Raw genomic sequence first — 12,438 nt, 5'->3', positions numbered from 1 at the left:
TGACCTTTGCAATGGTTTGCGGACGTTTGGAAGTATTTACTCTACTTGTAATTTTAAGTCCGGTATTTTGGAAAGATTAATATGAAAACCTTAATTCTCTATTTTACGACTGATGGCCAAACTCTAAAAATCGCCGAGCGATTGGCAAGTGTGATTACTCATGAAGTTGAGCTGATTTCTCTTAAAGATCAAGCGGTCGATTTTGCTGAAAAAATTGCAAATGCCGATCAGATTGTAATTGGGGCCTCGATTCGCTACGGGCATTTTAATCCGTTGGTGTATCAATTTGTTGAACAATATTACGACATATTCAACCGGAAAAAAACGGCGTTTTATGGGGTGAATTTAACTGCTCGTAAAGCAAACCGTAATACACCGCAAACAAATACTTATATCCGAAAATTTTTAGCCAAAATTCAATGGCAGCCAACCTATGTTGAAGTTTTTGCCGGAGCGTTGTTTTATCCTCGTTACACAACCTTTGATCGCATAATGATTCGTTTTATTATGAAGATAACCAAAGGAGATACCGACACCAGCAAAGAATATGAATATACTGATTGGCAACAAGTCGAGAATTTTGGCAAATTATTGAGCAATGGATTATAATAAAAATGATCTAAATCAAATAAACGTAAATTTAGTTAAATTTGCTATAATTTTTACCTATTTTGATTATAATCGCCAACCCATGATCTAAAGCAGATCATATTTAAACAATCCAGTTGAATTGAAGGAAAGCCCTATGAGTATTTTAAAAGAGTTTCGTGAATTTGCAGTAAAAGGCAATGTAGTTGATATGGCTGTCGGTGTGATCATCGGCGGTGCATTCGGTAAAATTGTTTCTTCATTAGTTAATGACATCGTGATGCCACCAATCGGTTGGTTAATCGGCGGTGTGGATTTTAAAGATTTGGCTATCGAAATTGCTCCGGCTAAAGAAGGTGCTGAAGCAGTAATGCTTAAATACGGTGCATTTATTCAAAACGTATTTGATTTCTTAATTATTGCGATTGCGGTATTCGGTATGGTGAAAGTGATTAATTCACTGAAGAAAGCCCCGGTTGAAGAAGCTGCTCCAGCTGAGCCAACAGCAGAAGAGAAATTATTGACAGAAATTCGTGATTTATTGAAAAAATAATCATTATTTAAAGATTGAAGGGCTGTAACTACAGCCCTTTTCTTTTATCTAAACGCTAAAAATGAAAAAAACCGACTAGTTATAGTCGGCTTTTTCATATCTGTTCGATATTACGCTAATTTTTTGATTTGAGCTGCTAATTTAGATTTGTGGTTAGCTGCTTTGTTAGCGTGGATTAAGTTTTTAGACGCCATACGGTCTACAACTTTTTGCATTTCAACGAAAGCGGCTTGAGCTGCTGCTTTATCGCCTGTTGCTACTGCTGCGTATACTTTTTTGATGAATGTACGCATCATTGAGCGTTGGCTTGCGTTGTGTTGGCGGCGTTTTTCAGATTGAACCGCACGTTTTTTTGCTGACTTGATATTAGCCAAGGTCAAACTCCTAAAATATCTGTGTAAAAATTAGATATAAACAAAATTTTTGCTTATATTGCCTATCGGTAGTTTTTTAATTCATTTTCAACGAGACACGTGCTTGAAAATAACACCGTTTTTCTAAAAGAAAACGATAGGGCGAGATTTTAACAGTTTTTTTCTGATTTTCCTATAACAAACTGCTAAAATTGTGATCGATTTTTAGGATCGAGTGACAAGCGGTCTGCTTCTTTGTATTTTTTGCAAAAATTTCCAGAAATTTAACCGCTTGTTGATATCTCCTTCTTTCCTCTTACGGAAGAGAGAAAAAAGCTAAGGGTTTGTTTAGAATCCGCAGGCAGAGATCGGGGTAAAATTCAGAGATTAAATATTTAAACAGATAAATTTATGAGTAAAAAACTTTTAAGATCAGGCATGATCGTCAGCGGCATGACGTTAATTTCAAGGGTGCTTGGATTAATTCGTGACATTGTAGTCGCAACTATTCTTGGTACTGGGGTGAGTGCGGATATTTTCTTATTTGCCAACCGTATTCCCAATTTTTTACGGCGTTTATTTGCCGAAGGGGCATTTTCCAAAGCCTTTGTGCCGGTGTTGGCCGAATATAATGCTGATAATGACCTTAACAAAACCCAAGAGTTTATTGCTAAAGTCTCAGGCACATTGGGTGGATTGGTGACGATTGTCACTTTGTTTGCGATGATTGGCTCACCGATTGTGGCTGCCTTATTTGGTACAGGTTGGTTTTTAGATTGGCTCAATGATGGTCCGAATGCCGAGAAATTTACTCAAGCTTCCTTTTTACTCAAAATTACTTTCCCTTATTTGTGGTTTATCACCTTTGTTGCCCTTTCCGGAGCAGTGCTTAATACCATCGGAAAATTTGGTGTAATGGCGTTTTCGCCGGTGTTGCTTAATGTGGCAATTATTGCAGTAGCATTACTTGGTCGAGATTATTTTGACTCCCCTGATGTGGCGTTGGCGTGGGGGGTATTCCTCGGTGGTTTGTTACAATTCTTATTCCAAATTCCTTTTATGAAAAAAGAAGGATTGTTGGTGAAGCCAAAATGGGCTTGGAAAGATGAAGGGGTCGCTAAAGTTCGGAAATTAATGATTCCTGCCTTATTTGGTGTGTCGGTTACCCAGCTTAATTTATTGTTAAACCAAGTAATTGCCTCATTTTTAATTACCGGCTCAATCAGTTGGATGTATTATGCCGACCGTTTAGTTGAATTCCCGCTCGGTTTATTTGGTATTGCAATTTCAACGGTGGTACTACCAAGTCTTTCCCGCATCGCTAAAAATAAAGAGCTTACTGAAATGCAGCGTGCTGCCGATTTCCAAAACACAATGGATTGGGGAGTGAGAATGGTACTGCTACTGGGAATTCCTGCCATGATTGGAATGGCTGTATTGGCACAACCGATTATTATGACAATGTTCATGCGAGGGCAATTCAGCTTTGAAGATGTATTAGCCACTTCTTATCCGCTATGGGTAATGTGTTTGGGGTTAAATAGCTATATGCTGATTAGTGTATTGGCAAACGGTTTTTATGCTAACCAAAATACAAAAATGCCGGTTAAGGTGGGGATTATCGCGGCAATCAGCAATATCTGCTTCGGCTTGGCTTTCGCCCCGTTTTTCGGTTATATTGGCTTGGCTCTGGCTTCAGCTTGTTCCGCTTTAGTGAATGTGAGCTTACTTTATTTGCAACTATCAAAAAACGGCTATTATAAAGTGAGCCGGAAAACCTTCGTCTTTGTGTTAAAGCTATTAGTTGCTGTTTGTATTATGGGTGCATTACTGGCCTATTTTACGCCGAGTATTGAGCTATGGGTTGTAATGACAATATGGCAGAAAATTTATTGGTTGGTTTGGTTGATGATGTTAGCGGCGGGAAGTTATTTTGCGATGGTTTTTGTATTAGGCATTCGTAAAAAGGATCTTAGGGCAGCATAGATGTGAACTCGCTAAAACTTAAAATTCCTCCTCCGCTTTGGTTTTTGTTCTGTGCAGCAGTCATGTGGCTATTGGCTTACTGTTTCCCAAGCCAATTGCCTAATTATCAACATATTATGATATTGATATTAGCGGCATTGCTGGCTTTAAGTGCGGGTATTATTGCTACATTGGCAATCAGTGCCTTACATCAAGCAAAGACGACTTACAGTCCTTTTAAGCCTGAAAATACCAATCGGCTTGTAAATCGGGGGATTTACCGCAAAAGTCGAAATCCAATGTATCTTGCGTTATTGTTGGGATTAATCAGTTGGGCATTATTATTGGGATCGTTACCGGCATGGTTTATTGTGCCGCTCTTTATGTGGTTGGTAACCTATTTTCAGATTAAACCGGAAGAACAGATTTTGTTGAAAAAATTTGGGAAAGGTTATTCAGATTATTTAATGCAAGTAAGACGTTGGTTTTAAAATACAAGCGGTTAGATTTAGCAGAAATTTTGCAAATTTCCATTAAAATCTAACCGCTTGTTTATAGTGGAGGATTAACTTAACCTAGAGTTGGACATCTGCTGTCATTAAGTTATGTGAGTTATCCATTGCCAAATTGATAAAGCGTTCGTACTGTTGTAGCACATCGGCAATAAGCTCTTCTTTAGTCATATATTGTATGTCATAACCTTCTCTACCATCTAAGAAGTAAGTAATAGGCTCATAAATAGTATTTGCCTCAATATTTGGCAGGTTATCATCCTCTACAACTAAATCAGATAATTGGCGTGGTACGCTTTCAATACCATAGATGAAATTGCGTAAATTTTCTTTCACTACTTCAAATTCTAATTTTGGATTTTGCTCGTTTGTGAAATTCATTTTTGCTGTTAAACCATAGCTTTCAAATTCATCTATTAATTCTAAAAAAGCAGGTCTGGCAACTTGAATAAAGAAGCGACGAACATCTTGTTTATTGCTTGGGTTAATGATTTTTTCCAAGCGTTGTTTCCAATCTTTTCCTGCCCAATGTTGGCTGCCTTGAGAGAATTTTTTATTGAAGTATTGGTTATCTACCATTAAGCCTTTCCATAAACCGATACAAAGTATCAGCATAATGAAAGTAAATGGGAGAGCGATAATCAGAGTCATTGTTTGGAGGGATGCCAATCCACCTGAATAGAGTAATGATAAGGCTAATAAGGCTAATAGCCCTCCCCAAAGGACTGTCTGCCATTTTGGTGCATTTTCTTCCCCTTGTGAGGCAATATTGTTGAGTACAAAAATACCGGAGTCTGCCGATGTAATGAAGAAAATTGAAATTACCAAAATGGCAATAAAGGAGATTATCGAGCCAAAAGGTAAGTAGCTAAAAAAGGTAAATAGTAGCTGCTCGGTGTTGCTACTTACTGCAGCTAATGCACCCGCAGTTTGTTGATCTAACCAAATTGCAGAGCCACCAAAGCTAGTCATCCATAAAATATTAAAGAGTGATGGTACAAATAACACCCCTAAAATAAATTCACGGATAGTTCTGCCTTTGGATATTTTTGCGATAAATAGACCGACAAAAGGTGCCCAAGAAGCCCACCAAGCCCAGTAGAGTACTGTCCAACCACTTAGCCAACCTTGATGTTCCGGTTCGTAAGCAAAAGTACGGAAGCTGACTTCCAGTAGAGAACTGAAGTAGTACCCTAAATTTTCAGTAAGGCTTGAAAAAAGCAGTAGTGTTGGTCCTGTAATAATAACAAAAACAAGCAGCAGACCTGCAAGAGTTAAATTGATCTCACTTAAGATTTTAACCCCTTTACCGACTCCGGAAATAGCGGATAAAACAGCGAGTGTCATGGCGATGACTACAATGGTAGCGAGAATGCCAAAACTACTATTTTCAATTAAACCCAGATTATTAAATCCTGCATTTACTTGCATTACGCCAAAGCCTAGTGTAGTAGTTAAACCAAAAATAGTGCTGCAAAGAGCAATAATATCAATTACATGCCCCCAAAAACCTGAAATACGGTTTTTTAATAACGGGTAAAATCCGGAACGAATCGTTAAAGATAATTTATATCTAAAACCAAAGTAGGCAAGAGCTAAAGCAATGACACCATAAATTGCCCAGGCGTGAATCCCCCAGTGATAAAAGGTTGTCATCATCGCTTCTTTCATTCGTTCTGATTCAGTTAAATTTTCTTGGACAGGTTTCAGATAATGTAATATTGGTTCTGCTACGCCAAAGTACATTAATCCAATCCCCATACCGGCAGCAAATAGCATAGCAATCCAAGAACCAAAACCAAATTCAGGCTCATCGGTGTCAGCCCCTAATTTAATATCGCCTAGCCGGCTAAAAGAAAGAAAAATAAGGAACAAAAAAAAGACTGAGCCTGCAAAAATATAGAACCAGCTAAAGTTCTGGAAAAGAATATTTTTGATATTATCCAGTGAAGTTTGTGCTTGTCTTGGAAAAGCAATACAGAAAATAGCAACAAAGCTAACAAAGAGGACACTAGGAAGAAATACCGGCATTCTAAAAGTAGTCCCTGTTTGTAATTTTTTGAAAAAACTCAATATAAAACTCCCTAATTTTTGAAAGACGATTTTTTCAATATATCAAAAAGTTATGGTGTTAGCAATTTTAAGGTAAAATGGTAATGGCATAGATAGAGGCTTGCTGGTGGCCCATTGAGTTATTTCGCTTTTGCTTTCATACCCAGTAGAAAAACGAGAACACCAATCCACACCAAAAAGTAACCAACTAGGCGCTCGGCAGAGAGTGTTTCATTGAAAATCAATACGCCACATAAAAATTGCAAGGTAGGGGAAATGTATTGCAGTATGCCCAGTAATGACATTGGTATTTGTCTTGCTCCTATTGCAAACCAGACCAGAGGAATAGTGGTTGCTGCGCCTGAACAAAGTAATATTGTCATTTGCAGGGTATTTAGTTCACTAAAAACCAACATACCTTGAGTGTTGCAGAAAAAGAGGTAAGCCGCTGCAAAAGGTGACATTAATAAAGTTTCCAAGGTCAAACCGGATAAAGGTTCCATCGGGGCAAATTTTCGGATAAATCCATAGCAGCAAAAACTACCTGCTAAAATCAATGCGACCCAAGGCACCTGTCCGGCCGGGATGGCAAGCCATAGGATCCCTGAAATGGCAAAAATAAGCGAGAGTAATTGAGCTTTATTGAGCTGTTCTTTTAGCAACAGCCAACCAAGAAAGACATTGAAGATTGGGTTGATGAAATAACCAAGACTGGCATCTAAAATATGTTCATTGACAATTGCCCAGAGATACACGAGCCAATTAACGCCAATCATAAAGGCAGATAAACAAAAAACACCTAAAATTTTGGGCTGTTTGAATGCATTCACCAAGGCTCTACCTTGTTGGAAGAACAGCAGTAAGCAGATGGCAAATAAGGCTGACCATAACACGCGCTGGGCTAGAATCTGCTCAGCAGGCATGCCTGAATGATTGATAGGGTGCCAGTAAATAGGAAACATTCCCCAACTGAGATAGCACAACAGAGCATAGTGCCAGCCTTTTAATTTATCTGCAATTTTCATTTGGTATTCCTGTTATGAAGGTAAAGCAAGCGGTTATAAAATGTGATTTTTTTACGCATTCTCTATGCCAAATGCCATCACATCTTCAATTTTGTTTACACCTATTGCGATCATCATTAACCTATCAATGCCCAATGCTACTCCGGAGCAATTAGGAATACCGGCTTTTAATGCAGCAAGAAATCTTGTATCAAGTTGTTGAGGCTCAAGCCCGATTTTTTCGCGTTGAATATTATCTTGCTCAAAACGACGAATTTGTTCGTCTGCATCATCTAGCTCATGGAAACCGTTACACAGTTCTAAGCCTTGATAATAAAACTCGAACCGCTCAGCAACACGGTGATCTTCCGAACTGATTTGTGCTAAGGCAGCTTGATTAGAAGGGAAGTGGTAAATGGCTGTTGGGCGCTCTTTGCCAATGTTAGCTTCAACAACTTCGCTAAATAAAAATTGCAATAGGGTATCGCGGTTTTCATCGTCTTCACATTGCAAGCCGTGCTTACGGGCTTTCTCGACTAATTGCGCTTTTGATGCTGAGAGCGGATCCAGCCCGACATAGGTTTGGAAGACGAATTGGTAGCTGAAAGATTCCGCCGGTTCGCAATCTAAAATTTGTTGCAATAAATCATCGACTTCGTTGATTAATCGGTACATATCAAAATGCGGACGATACCATTCTAACATGGTAAATTCCGGGTTATGTTTTTTTCCGGCTTCTTCGTTACGAAACACCTTACCAATCTGAAAGATTGGTCCACTGCCGGCAGCTAATAAACGCTTCATGTGATATTCAGGACTTGTCATTAAATGGAGCGTTTTGGTATTACTTGCAAAAGGCGACATAAATTGCGTGTTAAAGGTGGAAAGATGAATATCCGTTACCGAAAATTCGCTCAAAATGGGCGTTTCTACCTCTAAAATTCCTCGATCAGTAAAGAACTTGCGTAGTTCTCCCATAATTTTAGCGCGTTGTATAAGATGAGAAATAGAGGCTGTAGGTTTCCAATCAATAGTATCGAGTTGTAAATTATTCATTAAATTTGACCGCTTGAAAAAATTATCGCTATTTTAGCGTAAAAAAGAGAGTAACCCTAGCAGCTCAAAAAATAAAAAACAGTGTATTTTTCTTAACATTTTTGAAACAAATTAATTTTTCTAATTATATTGATTAAAAAATTACTATTTTAATTAAGAGCGATTCTCAATAGCTGGTAAGACTGCATTACCTTTTTTGAGGTAGATCACAAAATCACATTTTTTATGTTACAAATTTGTAAAAACAGGTTATCTCATGACCTAAATAGTGGCACAATATGGCTACTTTTTAATGAATTAAGTTATTTAACTTTCGGAGTGCATTATGCAAAGTGTTAATTTTGATGTTGCAATTATTGGTGCAGGTGGTGGTGGCCTACGTGCTGCTATTGCTGCGGCAGAGGCTAATCCAAATCTTAAAATTGCTTTAATTTCAAAGGTTTATCCAATGCGTAGCCATACAGTGGCAGCAGAAGGTGGCTCAGCGGCAGTAATTAAAGATACAGATTCTTATGACAATCACTTTAACGACACGGTAGGCGGTGGCGACTGGTTATGTGAGCAAGATATTGTGGAATATTTTGTTCAGCATTCTCCAATTGAAATGACTCAGTTGGAGCGTTGGGGGTGTCCTTGGAGCCGCCGTGAAGACGGTGAGGTTAACGTTCGTCGTTTCGGGGGAATGAAAATCGAGCGTACTTGGTTTGCAGCAGATAAAACAGGCTTCCACATTTTGCATACGCTTTTCCAAACTTCGATTAAATATCCAAATATTGTGCGTTTTGATGAACATTTTGTATTAGATATTCTAACCGACAACGGTGAAGCTCGCGGTTGTGTGGCAATGAATATGATGGAAGGAACATTAGTTCAAATCAACGCTAATGCGGTAGTGATTGCAACTGGTGGTGGTTGCCGTACTTATCGTTTTAATACCAATGGTGGTATTGTAACCGGTGATGGCTTATCTATGGCATATCGCCACGGTGTGGCTTTGCGTGATATGGAGTTCGTACAATATCACCCAACAGGCTTACCAAATACCGGTATTTTAATGACTGAAGGTTGTCGTGGTGAGGGTGGTATCCTTGTGAATAAAGATGGCTATCGCTACTTACAAGATTACGGTCTAGGCCCTGAAACACCAATTGGTAAACCTGAAAATAAATATATGGAATTAGGCCCGCGTGATAAGGTTTCTCAAGCGTTCTGGCAAGAATGGCGTAAAGGGAATACGTTAAAAACCGCAAAAGGTGTTGATGTGGTGAACTTAGATTTACGTCACTTGGGCGAAAAATATTTGCTTGAGCGTTTACCGTTCATCTGTGAATTAGCAAAAGCTTATGAAGGCGTTGATCCGGCGAAATCACCAATTCCTGTTCGTCCTGTAGTTCACTACACTATGGGTGGTATTGAAGTGAATATGGATGCAGAAACTTCAATCAAAGGTTTATTTGCGGTGGGTGAATGTGCATCTTCCGGCTTACATGGTGCTAACCGTTTAGGTTCTAACTCATTGGCAGAATTAGTCGTATTCGGTAAAGTTGCCGGTGAAAATGCGGCTCGTCGTGCTCTAGAAGTGACTTCCCGCAATCAAGCTCAAATTGATGCACAAGCGAAAGATGTTGTGGCTCGTTTACATACATTAGCTCGCCAAGAGGGGAATGAATCTTGGTCTGATATTCGTAACCAAATGGGTGATGCAATGGAAGAGGGTTGTGGTATCTACCGTACCCAAGAGAGTATGGAAGGTGCGGTCAATAAAATTCAAGAATTAAAAGAACGTTATAAAAATATTAGTGTAAAAGATAAATCCAGCGTGTTTAACACCGATTTACTCTACAAAATTGAATTAGGCTTTATCTTAGATGTAGCACAATCTATTGCGTGTTCTGCAGTGGAACGTAAAGAATCCCGTGGTGCACACCAACGTTTAGACTATGTTGAACGTGATGATGTGAACTACTTGAAACATACCCAAGCTTACTACAATGCAGACGGCACACCAACCATTAAATATAGTGATGTGAAGATCACGAAATCGCAACCGGCTAAACGTGTATACGGTGCAGAAGCAGAAGCACAAGAAAAAGCAAAAAAAGAAGCCGAAGCTCAGGCAAAACAGTAGAGAAGGAGCAAGAAAATGGCAAATTTAGAAAAAATGACCATCGAAGTGCTACGCTATAACCCGGAATCAGATAGCGAGCCACATTTAGATAGATATGAAGTCCCTTACGATAGCCAAACTTCACTATTGGATGCTCTTGGTTTTATTAAAGATGAACTAGAACCTGAGCTTTCATACCGCTGGTCTTGCCGTATGGCGATTTGCGGCTCCTGTGGAATGATGGTAAACGGCAAGCCTAAATTGGCGTGTAAAACTTTCTTACGCGATTATAGTGGTTTTATGCGAATTGAGCCGCTAGCTAACTTCCCTATCGAACGTGACTTAGTGGTTGATTTAAGCCACTTTATTGATAGCCTTGAAGCAATCAAACCTTATGTGATCGATAATAAAGCACCTGAAGGTCAGCGTACGAAGCAAACACCTGCACAATTAGAGAAATATCGTCAATTCTCAATGTGTATCAACTGTGGTTTATGCTATGCAGCTTGCCCACAATTTGGTTTAAATCCGGAATTTATCGGACCAGCAGCGATTACGCTTGCTCACCGTTATAATCTTGATAACCGTGATAATGGTCGTGAAGAACGAATGAAATTACTAAGCAGTAAAAACGGCGTGTGGAGCTGCACATTCGTAGGATATTGCTCAGAAGTTTGCCCGAAACACGTTGGTCCGGCATCAGCAGTGAACCAAGGTAAACTTGAAAGTGCAAAAGATTATGTTATCTCAATGATCAAACCGAGATAGGAGGAAGAAATGTCAGCGACAAAACGTAAACCCTATGTGCGCGAGATGAAAGCCACTTGGTGGAAAAAACTCGACTTCTATAAAATGTATATGTTACGTGAAGCAACTTGCCTTCCAACAGTATGGTTCTGTATTGTTCTTTTTTATGGAGCTGTTGCATTAAGTAAAGGTACATTTGCCACCGATTTTATCGGTTTCTTACAAAATCCATTTGTTATAATTTTAAATGTTATTTCACTTGGCGCAATGATATATCATGCAGCAACACTCTTTGTGATGACACCTGAAGTGATGTCGGTTATGGTAAAAGGTAAGCATTTACCTGTTTCTGTCGGCAGAAATGTGCTATGGGCTGTAACAGGTGTTATCAGTCTTATTGCATTAATTTTGGTTTATATTTAAAGGGGAATAATATGAGTCTTGATCAAAACCCAAAACGTTCTAATGAACCACCTGTATGGTTACTATTTAGTGCCGGCGGTATGGTAAGTGCAATATTTTTCCCTGTAGTGATCTTTATTATCGGCTTACTACTGCCGTTTGGTTTGGTTTCGCCTGATAACATCATTGCTTTTGCACATACTTGTATTGGGAAACTTGTCATTATGGTTCTTGCTATTTTTCCAATGTGGGCGGGAATGCACCGTATTCATCATGGCTTGCATGATCTAAAAATCCATACCCCTGCAGGTAATGTAATTTTCTATGGCCTATCTATCCTATATACAATCTTGATAATTATTGCTGTGGTGCAAATTTAATCAAAGAAATATGGAGCGATAAGATTTATAGGGCTATTCTAATATTTGAGGATAGCCCTGAATTTTTAGTGTATACAAGCGGTTTAATTTAAAAGTTAATTTGCAAATACAAAAAATGCTCTTTTTTGGCATTGAAAATGATCAATTTGTACTAAATATCTTCAACTGAGATCTTTTCTGAAAAAAATTCAAAAAAGTACTTGCAAGGCATTTTGATTTCCGTATAATACGCACCACACAACGACGCGCTGTTGTGAACGGTTTGTTTAGATTGCAGTGCGTCGTTTTATTTTGTTCTTTAAAAATTTATCAGACAATCTGTGTGGGCACTTGTTGATTGACTTGATTTTAGAAATATTTTTTAATTTTGAAGTCTTAATAGGTGCTTAACTAGAAATTCATTTAAACTTTTTTAAGTTTACTTATAAGTTGACTTATTAAAGTGTGATTTTTATGTCAGTACATATTGAGCGATTAAACTTTTTGAATTGAAGAGTTTGATCATGGCTCAGATTGAACGCTGGCGGCAGGCTTAACACATGCAAGTCGAACGGTAACAGATTAGTACTTGTACTAATGCTGACGAGTGGCGGACGGGTGAGTAATGCTTGGGAATCTGGCTTATGGAGGGGGATAACTACTGGAAACGGTAGCTAATACCGCGTAATGTCTGTGGACTAAAGGGTGGGACCTATTGGCCACCTGCCATAAGATGAGCC

The 12,438-nt window shown here is 38.7% G+C and carries 12 protein-coding genes, 1 rRNA gene and 1 pseudogene (1 of these 14 running past the window's edge); 10 read left to right on the top strand and 4 right to left on the bottom strand.

Translation table 11 applies throughout. The features are described from left to right. The 3 genes and pseudogenes from A6B41_RS11305 to mscL form a co-directional block, all read left to right on the top strand. Positions 1-80, top strand: a pseudogene (locus tag A6B41_RS11305) (potassium transporter TrkG); the annotation flags it as partial. A 1-nt stretch (position 81) separates the two neighbouring features. Continuing rightward, complete coding sequence (hemG, locus tag A6B41_RS11065) at positions 82-609, top strand: menaquinone-dependent protoporphyrinogen IX dehydrogenase (protein ID WP_027073931.1); 528 nt, start codon at positions 82-84, stop codon at positions 607-609. A gap of 136 nt (positions 610-745) precedes the next feature. After that, complete coding sequence (gene mscL, locus A6B41_RS11060) at positions 746-1,141, top strand: large-conductance mechanosensitive channel protein MscL (RefSeq protein ID WP_027073930.1); 396 nt, start codon at positions 746-748, stop codon at positions 1,139-1,141. 110 nt (positions 1,142-1,251) lie between these two features. Here the strand turns inward: mscL and rpsT are convergent, their stop codons facing one another. Continuing rightward, complete coding sequence (gene rpsT, locus A6B41_RS11055) at positions 1,252-1,515, bottom strand: 30S ribosomal protein S20 (protein ID WP_025216373.1); 264 nt, start codon at positions 1,513-1,515, stop codon at positions 1,252-1,254. Positions 1,516-1,905: 390 nt separating this feature from the next. Here rpsT and murJ point away from each other — a divergent pair, with 390 nt between their 5' ends. Together murJ and A6B41_RS11045 are read left to right on the top strand one after the other, a co-directional pair. Beyond that, positions 1,906-3,480 carry a murein biosynthesis integral membrane protein MurJ gene (gene murJ, locus A6B41_RS11050; RefSeq protein WP_027073929.1) on the top strand — a complete coding sequence of 525 codons (1,575 nt, stop codon included), beginning with the start codon at positions 1,906-1,908 and terminating at the stop codon, positions 3,478-3,480. A gap of 2 nt (positions 3,481-3,482) precedes the next feature. Then, positions 3,483-3,950 (top strand): methyltransferase family protein, encoded by a 468-nt coding sequence (locus A6B41_RS11045; RefSeq protein ID WP_027073928.1) that lies wholly within the window; start codon positions 3,483-3,485, stop codon positions 3,948-3,950. 84 nt (positions 3,951-4,034) lie between these two features. Here the strand turns inward: A6B41_RS11045 and A6B41_RS11040 are convergent, their stop codons facing one another. From A6B41_RS11040 to epmA, 3 genes are all read right to left on the bottom strand, one after another. Next, the gene (locus tag A6B41_RS11040) at positions 4,035-6,044 is read right to left on the bottom strand and encodes a BCCT family transporter (RefSeq protein ID WP_027073927.1); all 2,010 of its coding nucleotides are present in this window, start codon (positions 6,042-6,044) and stop codon (positions 4,035-4,037) included. A 119-nt stretch (positions 6,045-6,163) separates the two neighbouring features. After that, positions 6,164-7,048 carry an EamA family transporter RarD gene (gene rarD / locus A6B41_RS11035; protein ID WP_027073926.1) on the bottom strand — a complete coding sequence of 295 codons (885 nt, stop codon included), beginning with the start codon at positions 7,046-7,048 and terminating at the stop codon, positions 6,164-6,166. A 51-nt stretch (positions 7,049-7,099) separates the two neighbouring features. Then, on the bottom strand, positions 7,100-8,083 hold the full coding sequence (epmA, locus tag A6B41_RS11030) for an elongation factor P--(R)-beta-lysine ligase (protein ID WP_027073925.1): 984 nt from the start codon (positions 8,081-8,083) through the stop codon (positions 7,100-7,102). Between the two features lie 325 nt (positions 8,084-8,408). On the opposite strand from epmA, the gene frdA reads away from it, so the two are divergent. From frdA to A6B41_RS11005, 5 genes are all read left to right on the top strand, one after another. After that, entirely contained in the window at positions 8,409-10,211 is a 1,803-nt protein-coding gene (gene frdA, locus A6B41_RS11025) for a fumarate reductase (quinol) flavoprotein subunit (protein WP_027073924.1), read from the top strand. Positions 10,212-10,226: 15 nt separating this feature from the next. Beyond that, positions 10,227-10,958, top strand: a complete 732-nt coding sequence (locus A6B41_RS11020) for a succinate dehydrogenase/fumarate reductase iron-sulfur subunit (protein ID WP_027073923.1) — start codon at positions 10,227-10,229, stop codon at positions 10,956-10,958. 9 nt (positions 10,959-10,967) lie between these two features. Next, a complete protein-coding gene (gene frdC, locus A6B41_RS11015) occupies positions 10,968-11,360 on the top strand; it encodes a fumarate reductase subunit FrdC (RefSeq protein ID WP_027073922.1) in 393 nt (130 codons plus the stop codon). Between the two features lie 11 nt (positions 11,361-11,371). Next, entirely contained in the window at positions 11,372-11,719 is a 348-nt protein-coding gene (gene frdD / locus A6B41_RS11010; protein ID WP_027073921.1) for a fumarate reductase subunit FrdD, read from the top strand. 485 nt (positions 11,720-12,204) lie between these two features. After that, positions 12,205-12,438, top strand: a 16S ribosomal RNA gene (locus tag A6B41_RS11005) (it continues 1,306 nt past the right edge of the window).

Source organism: Mannheimia granulomatis, from assembly GCF_013377255.1.
Lineage (GTDB): Bacteria > Pseudomonadota > Gammaproteobacteria > Enterobacterales > Pasteurellaceae > Mannheimia > Mannheimia granulomatis.
Note: the sequence above shows the minus strand (reverse complement) of the source record. Positions and strands in the feature narration are given on the sequence as shown.

Coding starts and splice junctions, on each gene's coding strand:
- frdA (WP_027073924.1), top strand. CDS start 8,409: ATGCAAAGTGTTAATTTTGATGTTGCAATTATTGGTGCAGGTGGTGGT.
- murJ (WP_027073929.1), top strand. CDS start 1,906: ATGAGTAAAAAACTTTTAAGATCAGGCATGATCGTCAGCGGCATGACG.
- frdC (WP_027073922.1), top strand. CDS start 10,968: ATGTCAGCGACAAAACGTAAACCCTATGTGCGCGAGATGAAAGCCACT.
- frdD (WP_027073921.1), top strand. CDS start 11,372: ATGAGTCTTGATCAAAACCCAAAACGTTCTAATGAACCACCTGTATGG.
- A6B41_RS11020 (WP_027073923.1), top strand. CDS start 10,227: ATGGCAAATTTAGAAAAAATGACCATCGAAGTGCTACGCTATAACCCG.
- epmA (WP_027073925.1), bottom strand. CDS start 8,083: ATGAATAATTTACAACTCGATACTATTGATTGGAAACCTACAGCCTCT.
- mscL (WP_027073930.1), top strand. CDS start 746: ATGAGTATTTTAAAAGAGTTTCGTGAATTTGCAGTAAAAGGCAATGTA.
- rarD (WP_027073926.1), bottom strand. CDS start 7,048: ATGAAAATTGCAGATAAATTAAAAGGCTGGCACTATGCTCTGTTGTGC.
- hemG (WP_027073931.1), top strand. CDS start 82: ATGAAAACCTTAATTCTCTATTTTACGACTGATGGCCAAACTCTAAAA.